Below are 20233 nucleotides of genomic sequence, written 5' to 3'. Positions count from 1 at the left end.
ATACATTATGACTAAACATATTTTAAAATATACCTTTATTCTAATCTTGATTCTTTCAGGAATGGCATCCTATTCTCAGCAAGATGCTCAATTTACACAGTATATGTACAATATGAGTGTAATTAATCCTGGATATGCAACTGACAATCCAAATCTTATTAATCTTGGTGTTCTCTATCGCGCACAGTGGGTCGGTTCAGTTGGTGGCCCAACTACAGGATCATTTTTTGCCCATGGCGTTTTAGGTAGAAGAATGGAAGGTGGCATATCGATTGTTCATGATCAAATTGGTGATGTTGTCAAAGAGACAAATGTTTTTGCGGATTTCGCTTATGCTATTCCAGTTAACGAAAATTCTAAAATATCATTTGGAGTAAAAGCTGGAGCCACATTTTTTAGCACGGATTTCAATGGTTTTGTTTATTCAGACCCACTACCCGATAGGGCATTTGAAAATAATTTAAACCGAACCTTTCCAAACATAGGAATTGGAGCATTTTACTTTAATGACCAGTTTTATTTGGGCTTATCTGTACCCAATTTATTGAAGTCAGAACATTTAGATAATGACAGTGGTATTGTAACATCTGGTTCTGAAGAAATGCACTTTTTTTTAACAAGTGGTTATGTTTTTAATTTAAATGATAACTTAAAATTAAAACCTGCATTTATGGCAAAGGCTGTTACAGGTGCTCCTATATCTCTTGATATTACAACCAATGTTTTAATCAACGATAAATTCGAATTGGGTGTAGGTTATAGATTTGATGATTCTGTTAGTGCCTTGGCAAATTTTCGAATCATTGATCCTTTACGAGTTGGATATGCTTATGATTATACCCTATCAAATTTGGGAAGATTTAATTCAGGTTCTCATGAAATCATCATATTATTTGATATTGGAAAACTAGGAAATGGTTATGATAAATCACCAAGATTCTTTTAAAACTATGAAGCGTAACACGATTATATTAAGCTTGTTAATAATTACCAGTGTTAGTTTTGGGCAATCAAGAAAGCTAAAACTGGCCAATAGACTTTTTGATAACAAAGCTTATGTTGAAGCTGCTTCACTTTATGAAGAACTAGAGCCCAATCAAGAAGTACTTACCAATTTGGCTGATTGCTATTATTTCAATTCAGAAATCGAAAAGGCTAAAAGTACATATAGTGAATTGTATTCAAAATATAAAGACAGTTTAGACAAAGAGGTTTTCTTCAGATATGCTCACACCTTGAAAGGCCTAAATGATTATGAAAATGCCGACCAAATACTGGAAGCCTATCTTGGCGAGGAAGTAAATACCCAAAATTTTATTGATAAATTAACTAGAACTGTACCTTATGATTATACTGTAAAATCAGTAAATACAGGATCATCAGTTGGTGATTTTGGTGTTTCGTTTCTGGGTAACGATGTTGTATTCGCTTCACTAAGGAACTCTGAAAGCCCAAGCTATAAATGGAATGAAAAACCGTATCTGGACCTTTATAAAGCATCTGTGAGTAATGATATCGATTTTGTGTCTATTGAGCCTTTTTCCGAAGATATAAATAGTGACACTCATGAAAGTAATGCCACATTTACCAATGATGGTAAAACCATGTACTTCTCTAGAACCCACAACAAGCAGGTTAAAATAGGTGAATATAAATATGCTGTGGTTAAAATTTATCGAGCTGAATTAGTTGATAGTACTTGGACAAATGTGGAACCACTTCCCTTTACAGATGATACTTACTCAACGCAGCATCCATTTCTGGATGAGGATAACAACAGGCTTTATTTTTCCAGTGATATGCCAGGATCTTATGGTTCTTTTGATATTTTTTATGTTGACATTAATGGTGATAACTACAGCGAACCTATAAATATGGGAGAATCCATTAATACTAAACACCGTGAACAATTTCCCTTTGTTTCAAAAGATAATGTATTATACTATGCTTCTGATGGATTAGAAGGACTTGGTGGTTTAGATATTTTCATGGTTCATTTAAAGGACGAAGGAAATTCAACTCCTCAAAATTTAGGGAGTACGCTAAATTCAGGTATGGATGATTTTGGATTTGTGTTGAAGGGTTCATTTCAAAAAGGTTATTTCTCTTCCAATAGAGATGGTTCAGATAAAATTTATGCTTTTCAACGTGAAGAAAACATAAGAACCTATTTAGTTGAAGGAGAAGTACGTGACAAAAACACCAAAGCCATTTTACCAGGAACAAAAATTACACTTTATAATGAAGATGGCAGCATTGCAGGTGAAACATATGTAGATGAAAACGGAAAATATGTTTTTGAAACAGAACCCAACAAAAAATATAAAATTGAAGGATATCGTGATTTTTACATCCCAACTTCAGAAGATTTCAACACCTCAGACGAAGGTAAAATTGAACTAAATATTGAGTTAGAAATTGAATCTTATGATGACGCCGAAGAAATTGTCGTTACCAAAATTGATGGTTACATTTACATTGAATTGGAAAACATCTATTTTGATTTAGACAAGTGGGATATCAAACCACAAGCTGCCAAAACCTTGGATGTACTGGTTGACTTATTAAAAAAGTATCCTCGTATGGAAATTCAATTAGGAGCCCATACAGATTCTAGAAGTAGCGAAGAATATAACTTAAAGCTATCAAACAATAGAGCACGCTCCACATTAGAGTATTTAGTATCTAATGGTATTGATAGAAAAAGACTATTATCTAAAGGATTTGGTGAAAGTCAACCATTGGTAAATTGCGGTGAAAATTGCACTGAAGATGAACATGCCATAAACCGACGCTGTGAGTTTATAATCTTGAAGTAACAACAACTAATTTAAATGAGTTTCAATTACCTGAATACCATTGTATTCAATAAGATATTCCTCATTTAAATAAATTGGTAAATCTTCACCTTCAGGATTTCCAAGACCTACACCTGCATATAATACTTTGGCATCTTTTTCCCGGGCATGCTTTTTGAAAGTTTCCATCCAAACCACATCGTAATTATTAGGATTATCGGGTAATATAACAGCTCTTACCAACACAAAATAATACTGACTATTCTTATCTATACAAACAAACTGTGGATGCTTTTTTAACTTACTATTAATGGCTACAAATTCAAATCCTCGTTGTTCCAACTCTTTACCAACATGATTCATAGCCAAATTATGCAATTCCTGCTCTGTAAGCGCCTTTTTCATATGGCAAAATTAATACTTAATATTTTGAATAAAGAAGAATTAAAAATTGTTTAACTTTAAAAGCACCAACCAAAGCTACCTTTAGAATTTTCTTGCTTAAATTTTAAAAAGTAATGAAAAGTCTTTTCAAGCCCTATAGTCTTCTGCTGTATCTTTTAGTTGTTATTGCTTTCTTTTTCTTGGGAGTTATCTATGCTGGGGTCACTGACGCTGCTAAAGATCAAGTGTTGGCTGGCGGTGCTATTGTTTTAGGTTATGGTATTATCAGTTCTTTTTTTGCCTTACTTTTAGCTTTTTTTCTAGCTTATCAATCTTCCAGAAATACCATTTTGACAATCAATAAAGTTTTGGGAGTAATTGTTGTTTTATCTCTTGGATACTTCATCTGGAAATTCTACACCAAAACACAACAAGAAAGAGAAACACAACAACAAAACACGCCTACAAAACCAACAGCAACAGAAGCCAAGCTAATGACTATGCTTTTAGATACTCACAAAAAAAGTCAAAAAAAAACCATCATGGGTTTTGGTATGTTTTCACCCAATATGTTTGAAAACAAAGCCTTGTATTTCTATGGAAACTTGAATTTGGAAAAGTCACTAATGGAACACATACCAACTGATAGTATTACATTTAAAAAAAGCGAATATGGAAGCTTTAATATAGCTACAGCACCACCTTGGTTGGTTCCAGACCATTTAAAGTTAGATTATGATATGCTATATTTTAAGGTCGTTTCGGTTAGTGAAGATTTTTTGGAAGTCATTGTCAATACTTCAACCTTGCAAACAGCATACATTGATAAACAATCTGGAGTTTTTAAGTATTGGCCTGAATTTTTATTAAGTGTAAATAGTGTTGAGTTTATAGGTCAAAATTCTCAAAAAGTGCATGTTAAACCATTGGATGGTGCCGGATTCGTTAATACAAACCATAGCTTTATGAAACCCTTGAAAGTTAAACAAAGCTGGATGTACGTACTTCTGCTTAACAATGAATTTGAAACAACTGGAAAAGGATGGATAAAATGGAAAGAAAATAACCAGTTACTTATAACCTATAATTTATTAAGCTGATTTAAATATGATTAAATTCTTTAAAAATTTTATAAAAACACTTCTCAATGAAGGGAAGGTCAGCAAATACTTTAAATATGCTTTTGGTGAAATACTTCTTGTAGTGATTGGGATTTTAACAGATTTACAAATTAACAATTGGAATGAAAAAGTTAACCCCAATCTAAAAACAACTTCAAAAAGCTTTGTTTTCTTTAGAAACACATTTAGTTAAAGACATTGATGGCCATGGGAAATTAGGTTAGAAACCATTTCAAAACTGCATTATTATTTTAATAACAATTACAAATTATGAGTACAAACAAATTTTCTAAAACAGAGTTGCAAATTTATATTTTACTTCTGTGTGCTAATGCTGATTCAGTGGAAACTGAAGATGAAATTAATTTAATTAAGTCGAAAGTAGATGAAGAAACCTTTAACAAGATCTACAAGGTATTTTCAAATGATAATGATGATGAGCGCCTTGAGAAAATTGATGACAATATTCACCATCATGAATTTACCAACATGGAGCTGGCTCAACTTAGAAGAGAAATTTATGAAATTTTCTTTAGCGACTGCGACTTTAAAATGATGGAACGTAATCTAGATAGGATATTAGACAACATTCTGTATTAAACTAGTTAATATCTATTGAAATGATAAAGTTCTTTAGAAGCATACGCTATAACCTTATGAGCGAAAGCAAAACCCGTAAATACTTTAAATACGCCATTGGTGAAATAATTTTGGTAGTGATTGGGATTTTAATCGCTCTTCAAATAAATAACTGGAACAATAACAGACTGGCAAAACAAGCAGAAATCAGTCAAATAAAGCAACTTCTGGAAGATGCTCGTGCAGATTCTATTTTCTTTGGGTCTAGGGCTAATTTTTTGAAACAAACCGACTCTCTTCAAGAATTGGTTTTAAAAATGTATGATTCTGCTTTGGTCGATTCCATTTCAAAATTAAAGCATAAAGAAAATTCCACCTTATTTGGATCAAGATTAGCCTATCAATCCCATATTATAGTGAACAATTCTGATGCCGTTGATATTATCAAAAACGACTCCATTGAAAAATATTTAAAACGCTACTATGCTAAATATGAATATGTGGCCACTGCCATAGAACTTTCTAACAGGATGGGAGAACAATATGCCATACCACTTTACCTTAAATATTCTGAAGAACTAAAATCCATTACCAATGACAGTACGATGCGTAGCTATCTAGAGCTAATAAAAAATGATGATATTAAACCAAATATTGAATTATCGCAAAGATTTATGCTGAACGCATTGAATCAAGTAACTGAGTTTAATACCCAAATTTCAGAATTTATACAAAAACTGGAGGCTTACTTGCAGGAAGTAGAAAACTAATATTATGCTAAAAATCTTCCGCAATATTCGTAAATCATTAGTCATGGAAAATAAATCCACTAAATATTTAAAATATGCTGTTGGTGAAATCATATTGGTCGTCATCGGTATTCTAATTGCTCTTCAAATTAATAATTGGAAACAAAAGCAAAACAACAAAGTATTAACCATTAGCTATTTAGAAGATTTTAAAAAAGATTTAATTAATGACACCATTATATTCAACAAAGCCATAAAGCGTGCTACTAATACCATAAAAAAAGATCAAGCTATTCTAAAAATCAATGCGTTTGAATCCATTAATTCCGATTCACTCTATAATATATTGAGAGTGCACCACTCGATGCGTATTTATCAAATCAATAATTCAACATACTCCAAATTGCTTAATACTGGTTTCACAGAAGCAAAAGAATATCGAGAACTATTTAATACGATTAATTTGTATTATACCGTTGAATATAAAATTTATGGCGAATACATTGAATGGGATAAAGAACAGACCATTGACATGAATGACAGTGCCTTTTTAACTATAAATAGCATTGACCTCTCTGTTCTAGATGAAAACACTGAATTAAATCATATCAATCATCTGGATGAAGAAACTAGAGCTGAGATTATCGAATTTATTCTTTCAAATACATATCGCAATAGATTATTTGCAGATTATACCCGAAAAAGTCGAGTTGTTGAACGAATTCTAATTCAAAAAGAGTTAGCCGCAGATCTTTTAAAACAGATTGACAAAAGACTCAAAATCAAAAATTGAAGTTTGGGTCAAATCGCAAAAAAATATTTTTTGTAACTTTTATTGAAATTTAAAAGCCATGACAACTTCCAAAAGATTTGAATCTGCCGTTAAAAAACTATACACTGCGTTTCACAATAATACACTCCATCCAGAAGATTGTAAGCAATGTGCTGTTGGAAATATTTTGAACAATCAAGATTTTTGGAAGCATCTTTCTGATGATCATGGCTCTTTGAAACTTAACTATGTTGGATTGGTGAACCAAAAATTGGGTAAGCGATTTAATGGATATTCACCAATGGAATTATTACAAATAGAACAAGCCTTTTTAAAAGGTTGTGGCTATGTTTTACCTATTCATCATAGTCATAACAAACCAAGTAATCCTACAAACTCGGAAAACCTATTTAAAGGGCTTTCAAGCGTTATTGAAATACTTTGTGAATTAGATCATATTCCAAATGTTATGGATTGCTCAAAACTATTTGCCTATCAACCAAAGAAGAAAGACCTCGTTTTAAATTAAAATAAAAAACCCAACACTTTCGCGTTGGGTTTTATTCTTATATAAGATTATAAAATCTATCCTCCAAAATCATCAAATCTAATATGCTCATCTGGGATTCCGAAATCCTCACCCATTTTTTGAACAGCTTGATTCATTAATGGCGGTCCACAGAAATATAATTCAATATCTTCTGGGGTTTCATGGTGATTCAAATAATTATCGATCACACAATTATGGATAAATCCAACAAAACCATCACCTGATTCATCATTAATATCTTTTTTCACTTTCCAGTTATCTTCTTCCAAAGGTTCAGATAACGCCAAGTAGAATTTAAAGTTCGGAAAATCACGCTCTAATGCTCTAAAGTGTTCAATATAGAAAAGTTCACGCTTAGAACGTCCACCATACCAATAGGTTACCTTACGACCTGTCTTTAGGGTTTTGAACAAATGGTATAAATGCGAACGCATTGGCGCCATACCTGCTCCACCACCTACATAAAGCATTTCAGCTTCAGACTCATTAATAAAGAACTCGCCATAAGGACCAGAAATAACTACTTTATCACCCGGCTTTTGGTTAAATATGTAAGAAGATGCTATTCCAGGATTGACATCCATCCAACCGTTTTTATTACGATCCCATGGTGGCGTAGCAATACGCACGTTCAACATAATATCACGCCCTTCTGCTGGGTAAGAGGCCATAGAATAAGCACGCTCAACCGTTTCGTCATTTTTCATGACCAAAGGCCACAAATTAAATTTATCCCATTCAGCCTGAAACTTATCTGGTGTTTCATGCTCTTCTGGGTGTGCAGTGATATCAATATCTTCATATTTTACAGTACATGGTGGAATTTCAATTTGAATATATCCACCAGCTTTGTAATTCATATCTTCTGGAATACGAACTACAAACTCTTTAATGAAAGAGGCCACGTTATAATTTCTAACAACTTCTGCCTCCCACTTTTTAATACCGAAAACTTCTTCAGGAATAGTAATTTCCATGTCCTGCTTGACCTTAACTTGACATGCCAAGCGTGCACCATGTTGTAATTCTTTACGTGTAAAATGAGGTGTTTCTGTTGGAAGTGCTTCACCACCACCTTCTAAAACGTGACACTCACATTGTATACAGGTCCCACCACCTCCACAAGCTGAAGGCAAGAAAATCTTTTGGTTACCTAGGGTTGACAATAATGTTCCGCCAGAGGCTACCTCTATTTCCTTTTCACCATTAATCTTGATCTTTACAGGACCAGATGGTGATAATTTTTGTTTTACAAATAATAACAACGCCACCAAAAGTATAGTTACCAATAAAAAGGCGGCTACTGTTGCCAAAATTGTTCCTAATGTACCTACTGCTAATATCATGTTACTCGTTTATTGTAGTCGTGTTTTCAGCTAATTTGTTGTCTTCATTCTCATTTACCTGCTCAACTTTAGCAGTCTGTGTTTCTTCTTTCCCTTCGTCATCTCCTCCAGTTAACATCCCACCAAAGCTCATAAAGCCAATAGCCATTAAGCCCGTAATGATAAAGGTAATTCCTAATCCTCTTAAAGGTGCTGGCACGTTAGAATAACGGATTTTTTCACGAATGGCGGCAATTGCCAAAATAGCCAAGAACCAACCAATACCTGAAGAAAATCCATAATTAAAGGCCAAACCAATGGTTTCAATTTCACGTGATTGCATAAACAAAGAACCACCAAGTATGGCACAGTTTACTGCTATAAGTGGCAAGAAAATACCCAGTGAATTATATAATGATGGGGAAAATTTTTCAACCACTATTTCAACCAATTGCACCATAGTTGCAATAGTTGCAATGAACATGATAAAAGACAGGAAGCTCAAGTCGTAATCAGCATATTCTGCGCCTAACCATTTTAAGGCTCCTGGTTGCAAGATATACTGATCCAATAACCAGTTTACAGGAACTGTAACAGCTAAAACAAAAATAACTGCTGCACCTAGACCAACAGCTGTACTTACTTTTTTAGAAACAGCAAGGTAAGAACACATTCCCAAGAATGTAGCAAATACCATGTTGTCTATAAATATTGATTTGAAAAATAATTCTATATGTTCCATATTCTATATTTTGTTGATACTCTGAAACCAGTTCAGAAAAATCTATATCTGTTTAGTCTTCTATTAGTTCTTTATTTCTACTACGTTGTACCCAAATAATGATTCCAACAACAATTAATGCCATTGGTGACAATAGCATAAAACCATTGTTTTCATATCCTATGGCATACAATCCTGTTTTTTCAATTGGGTCTCCTAAAACTTTAAACCCTAATAGTGTTCCTGAACCTAAAAGTTCTCTGAAGAATCCAACTATAATTAAAATAACACCATAACCTAGGGCATTACCAATACCATCAAGGAATGATTTCCAAGGTCCGTTTCCTAAAGCAAAGGCTTCAAAACGTCCCATAATAATACAGTTGGTAATAATAAGTCCAACGAAAACCGAAAGTGTTTTACTCAACTCATAAGCAAATGCCTTAAGTACCTGATCCACTATAATTACTAATGCTGCTACAACCGTAAGCTGCACGATAATTCTAATTTTTGAAGGAATAATATTTCGCATTAATGAAATTACGACGTTACCAACTCCCAATACAAACAATACTGAAATTGCCATTACAATAGAGGCTTTAAGCTCTGCTGTAATTGCCAATGCAGAACAAATACCCAATACTTGAATGGTAATTGGATTATTATCTGCTAATGGGTCTGTTATTAACTTTGCGTCTTTTTTAGAAAGTAAGCCCATAAATTAATTGTTTTTTAAGTTATCGAAATAAGGTTTGTAAAGCTTTAAGTCACTTTTAATCATAGCAGTTACGCCATTTCCTGTAATTGTGGCTCCTGCTATGGCATCCACCTCATTATCGGTTTTGTTCTCGTTTTTAGGATCGGCATTGCCTTTGGCAACGTCAATACCTTTAAAGGTTCCATTGTCACCTAATAAATGTTCGCCTATGAAATCATCCATAAAGAAACGCTCCTTGATATTTGCTCCTAAACCAGGTGTTTCACCCTTGTGGTCAAAGTAGGCACCTTGAACCACCATATTCTCATCCATAGAAACATAACCCCAAATGGCATCCCATAATCCCTTTCCATAGATTGGTGCGACGTAATAGGTTTTACCATCCTTTTCACCTACAAAAAGCGGTAATTTTCTTTTTGATGGATCATCTTTACCGATAGCTTTTTGCTTTTTAATATCTATTAAGTAAGCTTCGTCATCTTCAGAAATATCATCACCTTGAATCACCAATTGTTTTGTGATGTATTGTTTAAATAACTCTGGTGCTTGCGCTTTATCAACAAAAACAGCCGAGCTTTCATCGTTTTCATTCACACCCATGGCGTAAAGAATGTTCTGTTGTTTCTCCAACCTGACATTTTCAGCAATATTGGGTTTTAACGACGCTGCTGTAAATGCTAGCAAAGTCCCAACTACCACTACCATACCTATGGCAAATAATATAGTATATACGTTACTATCTGTTTTGTTACTCATAACTTACGCGGTTTTAACTTTTAAACGCTTCATACGTTTTTTAACATTCCCTTGAACGACATAGTGGTCAATGGTTGGTGCGAATACATTCATTAATAGAATTGCCAACATCACACCCTCTGGATAAGCTGGGTTAAATACTCTAATTAATATAGAAATAAAGCCTATTAAAAACCCATAGATCCATTTTCCTTTATTTGTTTGAGAGGCCGTTACAGGATCAGTAGCCATGAACACCGTACCAAAGGCAAAACCACCAATAATTAAATGGTGCCACCAAACAGTACTCATCAAACCATAAAACTTGCTACTTTCGGTAATCCAACCAGCATCAACAACACCATTGAAAATTAACCCCATAGCTAAAGCTCCCATTACTGATGACAACATGATTCTCCAACTTCCTATTTTGGTAAAAATTAGGAATAGACCTCCTAATAGGATAAGTATGGTTGATGTTTCACCAACTGAACCTGGAATAAATCCGAAAAACATATCAGCTACGGAATAGCCTAAATCTTTTCCTTGAGCCAAACCACCTAATATGGTTTCACCAGAAATAGCATCCAAATTGGCACCTTCTGCTATTTTATTGGCACGCTCTACCGCACCATGCACCCAAACTTTATCACCTGACATCCAAGTTGGATAGGCAAAGAATAAGAATGCACGAATAGTTAAAGCTGGATTCAGAATATTCATTCCTGTACCACCAAACACTTCTTTTCCAATGACAACACCAAATGCCACAGCAACAGCCAACATCCATAATGGTGTATCAACTGGCACAATTAATGGTACTAACATACCAGTGACCAAATATCCTTCTTCAACCTCATGCTTTTTGATAACGGCAAATAAAAACTCTATAGCCAAACCAACACCATACGATACAATTACCAATGGTAAAACCTTAATTAAACCAATGTAGAAGGCATCCCATGATAAAAATTCTACTGGAGTTCCAAAAGCCGCATAATGTTGATATCCAGCATTGAACATACCAAAAATTAAACACGGCACCATAGCCATGATAACCGTATTCATTGTACGCTTTAAGTCATCTGCTGCCTTAATATGAGTACCGTTATGTGTGGTCTCATTAGGCAAATATAAAAAGGTATGAATGGCATTAAATGCAGGAGCCATTTTGGTACCTTTATATTTCTCTTTTAAATTATGTAATGTACTTTTTAAACCCATAGCTACTATCCTATTTCTTTAATCATTACGTCCAAACCTTTTCTAATGATATCTTGATGTGGTTGTTTTGACACACATATAAATTCTGTTAGCGCAAAATCTTCAGGAGCAACTTCATACATTCCTAAAGCTTCCATTTCATCTAAATCATTATACATACAAGCTTTTAAAATTTGTAATGGGTAAATGTCTAGAGGAAATACTTCTTCATAATTTCCTGTTAGTACAAATGCTCTGTGTTCTCCATTAGTATTGGTATCCAATTCATATTTTTTATTTGGTGTCAACCATGAGAAGGTCAACGCTCTTGAAGTGGATATTTTATTGAAAACAGGTTTATTCCATCCAAAAAATTCATAATCATCGCCTTCAGGAATAACCGTAATGGTATTGTTATAGTAGTCCAAGGCACCATCTGGCTTCACTTGTTTACCCGTCAATACATTACCTGAAATAATACGGTCATTACTGTCTTTATCTACACCGTTGTCATAAACCATAGTAGCGACTTCACTACCTATTTTAGTTTTAAAATAACGAGGTTTTTTTACAGAAGAACCCACCAAAGCCACAATACGTTCTGCATTGAATTTACCAGTTAATAAAAGTTCACCAATAATTACTAAATCTTGAGCGTTCACAGTCCAAACAACTTCACCCTTATTAATTGGGTCTACTCTATTAATTAGGGTACCTACATTTCCCGAAGGATGTGGTCCAGATACTGTGTGCAAGGTAATACCATTCAAACCTGCTAAAGGCGAATTAGCATTTTTACCCACAGAAACATGAATTTGACCTTCGGTCATTTTACCTAGAGCTGTAATAGCTGCTTGTAATTCGGTTTCTTTTCCTTGAAGTACGTAATCTAAATCTGCAGCCAATGGTGCACTAGCATAACCTGATATAAAAATAGCCTTTGGCGATTTACTTGGGTTCGCTATAACATCATATGGGCGTTGTTTAATAAACGGCCAGCAACCTGAAGCTAATAAATGCTCCTTAACAGCATTTCCATCAGCAGAATCCAAACCAAATTTACCTTTGTCCTGATATTGCTGGTCTTTATCAGCTTGAATTTTGATAGACATGATGCGTCTTCTTTCACCACGGTTTACTTCAACAACTTCACCCGAAACAGGAGAGACAAACTTCATATCTTCAACATCCTTGTTATAGAATATGGTTTCACCTGCTTTTAATTTGGCACCAACTTTGGCAATTAATTTTGGAGTAACTCCGTGAAAGTCTTCAGGTCTAATGGTGCAAGTATTGCTAATTATCGCATTTTCAGTCGCTTTTTCAGCTGCACCTTTAAGTTTGATGTCTAGACCTTTTTTAATCTTAATGTCGTTTGACATACTTATAAATCTATTTGTTAATAGTAAAATATAAATGTGATTTTCAATCAACTCGAAAAATCCGTGCAAATTTACGAATTTCTCTACGAAAATATACTAGAGATTCATTTGATTTGTTATTTATATTTGTTCTAAATAAGATAAATGATTTAGGCATAAATTTTGATTATCTTTATCTTTCAAAATAACACTACATGTCATATCGTTTGCTATCCCTTTTAGGTTTTATTTTTAGTTTCCAAATTACCCATTCTCAAGTAGAACAGGAATTAAACCCTCCAGACTACATTAAAACCATAACATTTCAAGGTCAAACTAATGAAAGTCAACTACCCATTTTAAGGTTGGGAGAAAACCTGTTATTGGAGTTTGATGTCCTCAATGGCAATGAGGATGATTTTTATTATAAAATAGAACATTTTAATTATGATTGGACACCATCACAACTGATGCGAACGGAATTTTTAAGCGGTTACGATAATCAACGAATTCGCTTTTATGAGAATTCGTTCAACACATATCAAATATACTCGCATTATATGTTACGCTTACCCAATGAACGTACCAGAGGGCTCAAAGTATCAGGGAATTATATGGTTAAGGTGTTTAACGATCTAGACGAACTTGTTTTTTCTAGAAAATTTATGGTTAATGAAAGCGGTGTAGGCGTTGGTGTTGCCATCAAACGTTCACGTGATGTCAAGTTCATTGAAGAGAAGCAAAGTGTAGACATTGTAATCAATTCTAACAGTATGTTATTGAGTAATCCAACCCAAACCGTGAATACGGTGATTATCCAAAATAACAATTTAAATACCGCCATTTACAATGTAAAACCCCAATACAGTATTGGTAATGAACTCATTTCTAAGTACAACACGGAAACCAGTTTCTTTGCTGGAAACGAATACTTTTTCTTCGAAAATAAAGATATACGTGGTGCCAATTCAAACATTCAATTTATTGAATTAGGCGACTTATATAATAATTATTTGTTTACAAATGTGGCTAGAAGAAACAGACCCTATACCTACAACCCTGATATAAACGGCAACTTTTTGATAACCGCTATCGATGTCGAAAAACCATACATAGAAGCTGACTATGCTTGGATACATTTTTCTTTGCTCATGAACAAATTGCCAAATAACCAATCCGTTCACGTGTATGGTAATTTTAATAATTACGCCATTGATGAAAGCACTAAAATGACATACAATGACAAGCATAGTATTTACGAGGTCCCCATATTATTAAAACAAGGTTTTTACAATTATAAATATGTGGTTGTAAACAACGCTACTGGCAAGTTGGATGAAGGTGCTATTGGTGGCAACTTTTGGCAGACTGAAAATGATTATAAAGTCGTTGTTTATTATCGTGATTTGGGCGGTCGCTATGACCGTATTATCGGGGTTGGACAAGGCAATTCGGTTGATATATCTAATTAAAAAGGTATTTAATCGACTAATTGCCCATTTTTTTTATTATAGCTCAATTTTTCTTACATTAGCTACTCTCTAAACCCTTTGAACTCTCATAATAGCATGGTTCAGCAAATAACTAAAGGCATTAAAATTTCGGTTGAAACGAATTTTGAAGGCACATTTTATAAAAATTATAAAATACAGTTTGCCTATGGCTACAAAGTAACCATTGAAAATCAAAGCAAAGACTCCGTGCAACTCTATGCCAGAGAATGGATTATCCTTGATGCTTTAAACAACAAAGAATTGGTTTCCGGGGAAGGTGTTATTGGCAAAAAGCCTGTTTTGAAACCAGGTGAATCACACACCTACACTTCTGGTAGCTTGTTAACTTCTCCTTTTGGCGCCATGTATGGATTTTATAGCATGGTTAATCTAGCTACTACTCAAAAATTTAAGGTAGCCATACCTAGTTTCAAATTAAGCGCCCCTTTTGCTCTCAATTAATTCTTTTTATTAAATCGATATACTTTACCTAGTTGCTCAATATGAAAAAATTGACAGTTTGAGTAATGAACAAATTGGTAAGGGTCATGATAATTGAAAGATTGGTCTTCAACTTCAAAAACAGCTTCTACATCAATATTACCATAGGGTGAAATACGTCTAAAAACATATTCATGTCCCAACTCATTTTTATGAAGCTCAAACCAAGCGCCAGCAGCAATACCCGATAACCATTGCGCATGCGCCTCCAAAAAACCAACCGATTTTGGAAGTCTCGTACCAATTTCATTGGGAATATGATCTTTTAGTTTGTCAAGGAATAACTGCCGGTTTAATTTTCCAACTGTTGAATTAAATTTTTGAATGTTTCCAGAATCATCAACCTGATATACATAGTTTTCAGTATCGGCTAAAACAACATTTCCAACAGTACTAGGTGTAAACCATTTTGATCTGATTAATTTTCGTTTTATTGACTCATTTGTAACCGAAGCGATTAGTGAATCTGTCACAAATCGTGCACAATTGCAAGCATCTTTAACAAATGCTGCATATTGTATAAAATGTTTATTCTGCATATTGGTGATATGCGCTCTAGCTAAATCATAATTCACATTTTGACACGCACTAGCATACAATGTACCATCACCATGTGTTAACTTGGGATTTGTTGCCAAAAACTCCAATATCTCTTTTAAGTTAGCAATCTTATGGTTGGATATTTTTGCAATAATTGGAAAATCTAATTCATTATCCGTGTCCTTTCCGCGAACGCGGCCATTGGGTTCTGGAGTGATATATCTTCCAAAATCGTGATACTCCAGTTCTCCTGTTTCCTTGTTTATTAAAACCAAAGCTGCATGACCAGCGCGAACATGCGTCTTATTTCCAATACCTACATACTTTAAATAAGGTGAATACCACTCGTCAGCATGCATGACTATAGTTTCCGGATAGGCTAATGTCAAAATTATTCCTGTGTTATTCATTTCTTGCGAGAAAATGTGTTCAGGGACTTTGTGGTATGTTGATTGGTTTTTAAATCTTTATAATCCATAAACACTTGTTCCTGATCTTTATGCACGCGAGTTATACTCGTCGTTTTAACAAATTTACGGTCCATGATTACTCCGTAATCTATATTTCCTTTTCCAGCAGTTTGATGGAAATCAAATAATGATTCTGGATTTAAAATGTTGAATTGCTGAAATTCTTGAAACCAATTTCGGCGTTCTTGACGCATACCTTCATTATACAATGTGGATGAAGACCAAATATGTGGTAGCTTTTCCAATGACTTAAAATGCTTTTGGTTACCATCCCACACCAATTCGTAAAAATCCAAAACATCATTCCAGTCTACAATGACCATAGTAAATGGCTCTATGTCCATTAATTCATAGTCCTCAATAGCATCTTGAATAGCATCACAAAACAACAAATCCTTGACAACAATTCCTCTACTTTGTCTGTATTCTGCTTTTCTCTCATGAATTTCAAATCCGCCATTAAGTAAACAAATCAGTCGATTTTGCTCACTTAAACCAATCCATGTTCCATTAGATTGTATATCCTTCGGAAACAGAAGTTGTTTGTTTTTATAAGTATAAAACTCTGGAGCTATTGATACTCTTGAAGGCGCTTCATCTCTGTTAGAAATAAGCACAAAATCATCATTTTGTAATGGAACCAATGTTACTGTACACATAAACCCTATAGTCAACTATAATGCCAGCAACTTACAAAAAAAACCAAACTTTTAACGTGCTTTTAAGAGGCTTTCTACCTAAAAAATAGCTAAAAAAATCGTACCTTTGCACCTCGAATTTTATATAACTTAAAAATCAAAATACCCATGGGAAAAGGATTCTTTAATGTACCAATTGCAGTAAACGAACCTGTAAAGACATATGCTCCAGGCTCACCTGAAAGAGATGCCGTATTGAAAGCATATAAAGAGATGTTTAATAGCAAGATAGATGTACCAATGTACATCAATGGACAGGATGTTACAACTGGAAAAACAAGAACCATGTCACCACCTCATGATCATAAACATGTTGTTGGAACTTATCATATAGCAGAAAAAAATCATGTAGAAGAAGCCATAGCTACAGCTCTTGAAGCCAGAAAAACCTGGTCTCAATTGCCATGGGAGCAACGTGCAGGTATTTTCTTGAAAGCTGCCGAATTAATTGCTGGACCATATAGAGCCAAGATTAATGCCGCTACCATGATTGCCCAATCTAAGACTATTCACCAAGCTGAAATCGATTCGGCTTGCGAATTAATAGATTTTTTACGTTTTAATGTTCAGTTTATGACGGATATCTATGCTGAACAACCTGAAAGCACGAGTGACGCTTGGAACAGAATTGAATATCGCCCGCTAGAAGGCTTTACTTATGCCGTCACACCTTTCAATTTTACAGCCATTGCAGGAAACTTACCATCTTGTATGGCGCTTATGGGCAATGTGGTTGTTTGGAAGCCAAGTGATAGCCAGATATATTCAGCTAAAGTCATTATGGATGTATTTAAGGAAGCTGGAGTACCAGATGGTGTTATCAATGTTGTTTTTGGTGACCCTGTTATGATTACCGATACCGTTATGGCCAGTCCCGATTTCTCTGGATTGCACTTTACAGGTTCAACGTTCATATTTAAAGAGTTATGGAAAAAAATAGGTAATAACATTCACAACTATAAAACGTATCCACGAATTGTTGGTGAAACAGGAGGTAAAGATTTTATAGTTGCTCACAAATCGGCTAATGCGAAACAAGTAGCAACAGCCATATCTCGAGGCGCCTTTGAATTTCAAGGTCAAAAATGTAGTGCCGCATCTCGTGCTTACATTCCAAATAACATTTGGGAAGATGTTAAAAATTACGTTATTGAAGACATCAATTCATTCAAAATGGGCTCACCTGAAGACATGAGCAATTTCATTACTGCTGTTATCCATGAAGGATCATTTGATAAATTGGCGAAGTATATTGACACAGCCAAGGCTGATGCAGATGCTGAAATCATTGCTGGCGGGAATTACGATAAATCAAAAGGGTATTTTATTGAGCCAACAGTAATAATAACTACTAATCCAAAATACACAACCATGTGCACAGAGTTATTTGGTCCTGTGATTACTATTTATGTTTATGATGCTGATAAATATTCTGAAACACTAAAATTGGTTGATGAAACCAGCGAATATGCATTAACTGGTGCTATTTTAGCTACGGAACGTTATGCCATTGACGAAGCCACAAAAGCATTGCAAAACAGTGCCGGCAACTTCTATATCAATGACAAACCTACAGGAGCCGTTGTGGGTCAACAACCGTTTGGTGGTGCTAGAGCATCTGGAACAAACGATAAAGCTGGAAGTGCACAAAACTTACTACGTTGGGTATCGCCTAGAATGATAAAAGAAACCTTTGTGACACCAACTGATTACAGATATCCATTTTTAGGATAACTCTTGAATAATCAAATACTTAAAACCCTCAAGAAATATCTTGAGGGTTTTTTATTAGTTAAAAATCACAATTCTTTTTTGTATATTAATGTGCTTTTTTAAATAATCAATTGTGATGCCATGAAAAAAATTACTTTCCTGTTTCTTTTAACTATATCCTCAACATTATTTGCTCAAACACCAGGCGAGGTTAGCGCGCTTTCTTCAATCGATGCTACTATTCCGTACCAAGGGTTTGGAGAATCTGAACCCCTATTGGGTTCCGGAGAATATAAAATTTTCTATGACAACATAGATGGCGTACTTGATAAACCCATTTTCTTTGTTGACGGTTTTGATCCAAACGATACTAGAGATATTGACTCTATGTACAGTCTTTTAAACTATGGTGGTTCTGGAGAAAATTTAGGTGATATAGTAAGAGATGAAGGATATGATTTAGTGGTATTAAATTTCCCAGAAGAATATTTTAGTCCTACTGATGGCACGACAGTGATTAAAGGAGGTGCTGATTTTATTCAAAGAAATGCATTTATTTTAGTTGAATTAATCAATACTATCAATGCCAATAAAGTTATGGGCGCAGAAGCCAATGTGGTTATTGGACCAAGCATGGGCGGACTGATTTCTCGCTATGCTTTGGCCTATATGGAAAGCCAGAGTATCGATCACGATACGCGTTTATATATTTCGTTTGATTCCCCTCATTTAGGGGCCAATGTCCCCATAGGTCTTCAATATTTATTTAATTATATGGTCAATGGAGATCCTGGTATTTCGGATGCCGAACCATTAGTTTCTGGGCTTTTGAATAGTCCTGCTGCCAAGCAAATGCTTATTGATCATTATTTAGGTCATGTAGATTCAGGAGGTGTTAATCAAGATGGTTCCACCCCTACTCCCAAGGGTGCACCTAATTTTAGAGATAGCTTTCAAATGGAATTAGATGGGTTAGGTTTTCCTCAAAATGTTCGAAATGTTTCTATAACCAATGGTAGTGGTACAGGAGAATTAACAGGAATCCCTGGCATGGAATTAATTAATCATACGTTTAATACAGGAGTGGTTAGCGGTTTTAACACCAGAGCCATCATGGATGTTCACTTTACGCCAGAAGCAGGTCAAAATATTGAAGTTACAAATTTTATTGGGCAGGCATTCGTTATCATCACTTGGGTTACTGGTTTTGAATACATGGCAACATCTGAATCAACCAGTGATTCTGATGGACTTGATAGTGCACCTGGAGGACAATTTGATTTATACGCCTTTGATGACGGCACCAACCCATTAATTACAGAATTTGTCAATAATCTGAACTCGCAATATTTCGACTTCATACCTACATTAAGTGGTTTGGCAATTGATACTAATACAGATTGGTATTCTATTCCAAACGCGAATGATTCGCCATTTGCCAACACATTCATACCCACAATCAATGAGCCTCACGTTACTTTAACCGAAGGCAATGTTGCTTTTGCGCTTGAGGAGATTAGAGGAGAGACATTAGGTAATAATGAGAATTTAATAGCAATAAACAGTATCAAAATACTACAAAACCCTATTTCAAATGAGTTGATTCTATTAAGCGATAAAAACTATCCCAATTCTTCATTATCGATAACCGACATGACTGGCAAACTCGTTTTCAACAACAGAATGGATTTGTCCAATCGTAGTAATATCAATGTTAATCTGGCATCAGGATTGTATGTTTTACACGTCCAAACACAAGAAAACTATTCGCTTAAAACAAGAATTATTGTAAACAATTAAGA

21 protein-coding genes are annotated in these 20233 nt (G+C 34.6%); 12 read left to right on the top strand and 9 right to left on the bottom strand.

All coding sequences use genetic code 11. The annotated features are described in order from the left end of the window. The first annotated feature begins 7 nt into the window (after positions 1-7). Complete coding sequence (locus tag C1T31_RS03960; protein WP_103051140.1) at positions 8-946, top strand: PorP/SprF family type IX secretion system membrane protein; 939 nt, start codon at positions 8-10, stop codon at positions 944-946. A 4-nt stretch (positions 947-950) separates the two neighbouring features. Further along, positions 951-2819: an OmpA family protein gene (locus C1T31_RS03955; RefSeq protein ID WP_103051316.1), complete on the top strand. Its 1869-nt coding sequence runs from the start codon at positions 951-953 to the stop codon at positions 2817-2819. 6 nt (positions 2820-2825) lie between these two features. Here C1T31_RS03955 and C1T31_RS03950 read toward each other — a convergent pair whose 3' ends face one another. Then, positions 2826-3203 carry a Na(+)-translocating NADH-quinone reductase subunit F gene (locus C1T31_RS03950; RefSeq protein WP_103051139.1) on the bottom strand — a complete coding sequence of 126 codons (378 nt, stop codon included), beginning with the start codon at positions 3201-3203 and terminating at the stop codon, positions 2826-2828. A 113-nt stretch (positions 3204-3316) separates the two neighbouring features. Here C1T31_RS03950 and C1T31_RS03945 point away from each other — a divergent pair, with 113 nt between their 5' ends. From C1T31_RS03945 to C1T31_RS03920, 6 genes are all read left to right on the top strand, one after another. Continuing rightward, positions 3317-4282, top strand: coding sequence for a hypothetical protein (locus tag C1T31_RS03945; RefSeq protein ID WP_103051138.1), 966 nt, complete (start codon positions 3317-3319; stop codon positions 4280-4282). Positions 4283-4289: 7 nt separating this feature from the next. After that, positions 4290-4496: a hypothetical protein gene (locus C1T31_RS03940; protein ID WP_103051137.1), complete on the top strand. Its 207-nt coding sequence runs from the start codon at positions 4290-4292 to the stop codon at positions 4494-4496. A 77-nt stretch (positions 4497-4573) separates the two neighbouring features. Further along, entirely contained in the window at positions 4574-4903 is a 330-nt protein-coding gene (locus C1T31_RS03935; RefSeq protein ID WP_103051136.1) for a hypothetical protein, read from the top strand. Positions 4904-4923: 20 nt separating this feature from the next. Then, entirely contained in the window at positions 4924-5652 is a 729-nt protein-coding gene (locus C1T31_RS03930) for a DUF6090 family protein (RefSeq protein WP_103051135.1), read from the top strand. A 4-nt stretch (positions 5653-5656) separates the two neighbouring features. Then, on the top strand, positions 5657-6424 hold the full coding sequence (locus C1T31_RS03925; protein WP_103051134.1) for a DUF6090 family protein: 768 nt from the start codon (positions 5657-5659) through the stop codon (positions 6422-6424). A 58-nt stretch (positions 6425-6482) separates the two neighbouring features. Next, positions 6483-6932, top strand: coding sequence for a Na(+)-translocating NADH-quinone reductase subunit F (locus C1T31_RS03920; RefSeq protein WP_103051133.1), 450 nt, complete (start codon positions 6483-6485; stop codon positions 6930-6932). A gap of 56 nt (positions 6933-6988) precedes the next feature. Here the strand turns inward: C1T31_RS03920 and nqrF are convergent, their stop codons facing one another. From nqrF to C1T31_RS03890, 6 genes are read right to left on the bottom strand one after another with little or no spacing between them, the layout of a single operon-like run. Continuing rightward, positions 6989-8299: an NADH:ubiquinone reductase (Na(+)-transporting) subunit F gene (nqrF, locus tag C1T31_RS03915; RefSeq protein ID WP_103051132.1), complete on the bottom strand. Its 1311-nt coding sequence runs from the start codon at positions 8297-8299 to the stop codon at positions 6989-6991. A 1-nt stretch (position 8300) separates the two neighbouring features. Then, complete coding sequence (gene nqrE / locus C1T31_RS03910; protein ID WP_103051131.1) at positions 8301-9020, bottom strand: NADH:ubiquinone reductase (Na(+)-transporting) subunit E; 720 nt, start codon at positions 9018-9020, stop codon at positions 8301-8303. Between the two features lie 52 nt (positions 9021-9072). Beyond that, positions 9073-9717, bottom strand: a complete 645-nt coding sequence (locus C1T31_RS03905) for an NADH:ubiquinone reductase (Na(+)-transporting) subunit D (protein ID WP_103051130.1) — start codon at positions 9715-9717, stop codon at positions 9073-9075. Between the two features lie 3 nt (positions 9718-9720). Next, complete coding sequence (locus C1T31_RS03900) at positions 9721-10473, bottom strand: Na(+)-translocating NADH-quinone reductase subunit C (RefSeq protein ID WP_103051129.1); 753 nt, start codon at positions 10471-10473, stop codon at positions 9721-9723. A 3-nt stretch (positions 10474-10476) separates the two neighbouring features. Beyond that, a complete protein-coding gene (locus C1T31_RS03895) occupies positions 10477-11676 on the bottom strand; it encodes an NADH:ubiquinone reductase (Na(+)-transporting) subunit B (protein ID WP_103051128.1) in 1200 nt (399 codons plus the stop codon). Between the two features lie 5 nt (positions 11677-11681). Continuing rightward, positions 11682-13037 (bottom strand): Na(+)-translocating NADH-quinone reductase subunit A, encoded by a 1356-nt coding sequence (locus tag C1T31_RS03890; protein WP_103051127.1) that lies wholly within the window; start codon positions 13035-13037, stop codon positions 11682-11684. 194 nt (positions 13038-13231) lie between these two features. On the opposite strand from C1T31_RS03890, the gene C1T31_RS03885 reads away from it, so the two are divergent. Together C1T31_RS03885 and apaG are read left to right on the top strand one after the other, a co-directional pair. Next, the gene (locus C1T31_RS03885; protein WP_103051126.1) at positions 13232-14488 is read left to right on the top strand and encodes a type IX secretion system plug protein; all 1257 of its coding nucleotides are present in this window, start codon (positions 13232-13234) and stop codon (positions 14486-14488) included. Between the two features lie 96 nt (positions 14489-14584). Beyond that, positions 14585-14971: a Co2+/Mg2+ efflux protein ApaG gene (apaG, locus tag C1T31_RS03880; protein ID WP_103051125.1), complete on the top strand. Its 387-nt coding sequence runs from the start codon at positions 14585-14587 to the stop codon at positions 14969-14971. Here the strand turns inward: apaG and C1T31_RS03875 are convergent. After that, entirely contained in the window at positions 14968-15960 is a 993-nt protein-coding gene (locus C1T31_RS03875; protein ID WP_103051124.1) for a DUF6695 family protein, read from the bottom strand. The two genes, apaG and C1T31_RS03875, sit on opposite strands and share 4 nt — an antisense overlap. Beyond that, the gene (locus C1T31_RS03870; protein ID WP_103051123.1) at positions 15957-16679 is read right to left on the bottom strand and encodes an NRDE family protein; all 723 of its coding nucleotides are present in this window, start codon (positions 16677-16679) and stop codon (positions 15957-15959) included. Before C1T31_RS03870 ends, C1T31_RS03875 begins: the two co-directional genes overlap by 4 nt. 147 nt (positions 16680-16826) lie before the next feature. On the opposite strand from C1T31_RS03870, the gene pruA reads away from it, so the two are divergent. Together pruA and C1T31_RS03860 are read left to right on the top strand one after the other, a co-directional pair. After that, positions 16827-18452, top strand: coding sequence for an L-glutamate gamma-semialdehyde dehydrogenase (gene pruA / locus C1T31_RS03865; protein ID WP_103051122.1), 1626 nt, complete (start codon positions 16827-16829; stop codon positions 18450-18452). A gap of 120 nt (positions 18453-18572) precedes the next feature. Beyond that, positions 18573-20231, top strand: coding sequence for a T9SS type A sorting domain-containing protein (locus C1T31_RS03860; RefSeq protein ID WP_103051121.1), 1659 nt, complete (start codon positions 18573-18575; stop codon positions 20229-20231). Positions 20232-20233: the final 2 nt, after the last annotated feature.

The sequence above is a fragment of the Hanstruepera neustonica genome (assembly GCF_002895005.1).
GTDB lineage: Bacteria > Bacteroidota > Bacteroidia > Flavobacteriales > Flavobacteriaceae > Hanstruepera > Hanstruepera neustonica.
This window is presented reverse-complemented; position numbering and strand designations above follow the sequence as displayed.

What these genes read in the sequence shown, in the direction of transcription:
- C1T31_RS03930 (WP_103051135.1), top strand. Translation starts at nt 4,924, where the DNA reads ATGATAAAGTTCTTTAGAAGCATACGCTATAACCTTATGAGCGAAAGC.
- C1T31_RS03860 (WP_103051121.1), top strand. Translation starts at nt 18,573, where the DNA reads ATGAAAAAAATTACTTTCCTGTTTCTTTTAACTATATCCTCAACATTA.
- C1T31_RS03950 (WP_103051139.1), bottom strand. Translation starts at nt 3,203, where the DNA reads ATGAAAAAGGCGCTTACAGAGCAGGAATTGCATAATTTGGCTATGAAT.
- C1T31_RS03885 (WP_103051126.1), top strand. Translation starts at nt 13,232, where the DNA reads ATGTCATATCGTTTGCTATCCCTTTTAGGTTTTATTTTTAGTTTCCAA.
- nqrF (WP_103051132.1), bottom strand. Translation starts at nt 8,299, where the DNA reads ATGATATTAGCAGTAGGTACATTAGGAACAATTTTGGCAACAGTAGCC.
- C1T31_RS03935 (WP_103051136.1), top strand. Translation starts at nt 4,574, where the DNA reads ATGAGTACAAACAAATTTTCTAAAACAGAGTTGCAAATTTATATTTTA.
- C1T31_RS03920 (WP_103051133.1), top strand. Translation starts at nt 6,483, where the DNA reads ATGACAACTTCCAAAAGATTTGAATCTGCCGTTAAAAAACTATACACT.
- C1T31_RS03945 (WP_103051138.1), top strand. Translation starts at nt 3,317, where the DNA reads ATGAAAAGTCTTTTCAAGCCCTATAGTCTTCTGCTGTATCTTTTAGTT.
- C1T31_RS03875 (WP_103051124.1), bottom strand. Translation starts at nt 15,960, where the DNA reads ATGAATAACACAGGAATAATTTTGACATTAGCCTATCCGGAAACTATA.
- C1T31_RS03925 (WP_103051134.1), top strand. Translation starts at nt 5,657, where the DNA reads ATGCTAAAAATCTTCCGCAATATTCGTAAATCATTAGTCATGGAAAAT.
- C1T31_RS03890 (WP_103051127.1), bottom strand. Translation starts at nt 13,037, where the DNA reads ATGTCAAACGACATTAAGATTAAAAAAGGTCTAGACATCAAACTTAAA.
- nqrE (WP_103051131.1), bottom strand. Translation starts at nt 9,020, where the DNA reads ATGGAACATATAGAATTATTTTTCAAATCAATATTTATAGACAACATG.
- C1T31_RS03895 (WP_103051128.1), bottom strand. Translation starts at nt 11,676, where the DNA reads ATGGGTTTAAAAAGTACATTACATAATTTAAAAGAGAAATATAAAGGT.
- C1T31_RS03940 (WP_103051137.1), top strand. Translation starts at nt 4,290, where the DNA reads ATGATTAAATTCTTTAAAAATTTTATAAAAACACTTCTCAATGAAGGG.
- pruA (WP_103051122.1), top strand. Translation starts at nt 16,827, where the DNA reads ATGGGAAAAGGATTCTTTAATGTACCAATTGCAGTAAACGAACCTGTA.
- apaG (WP_103051125.1), top strand. Translation starts at nt 14,585, where the DNA reads ATGGTTCAGCAAATAACTAAAGGCATTAAAATTTCGGTTGAAACGAAT.
- C1T31_RS03870 (WP_103051123.1), bottom strand. Translation starts at nt 16,679, where the DNA reads ATGTGTACAGTAACATTGGTTCCATTACAAAATGATGATTTTGTGCTT.
- C1T31_RS03905 (WP_103051130.1), bottom strand. Translation starts at nt 9,717, where the DNA reads ATGGGCTTACTTTCTAAAAAAGACGCAAAGTTAATAACAGACCCATTA.
- C1T31_RS03960 (WP_103051140.1), top strand. Translation starts at nt 8, where the DNA reads ATGACTAAACATATTTTAAAATATACCTTTATTCTAATCTTGATTCTT.
- C1T31_RS03955 (WP_103051316.1), top strand. Translation starts at nt 951, where the DNA reads ATGAAGCGTAACACGATTATATTAAGCTTGTTAATAATTACCAGTGTT.
- C1T31_RS03900 (WP_103051129.1), bottom strand. Translation starts at nt 10,473, where the DNA reads ATGAGTAACAAAACAGATAGTAACGTATATACTATATTATTTGCCATA.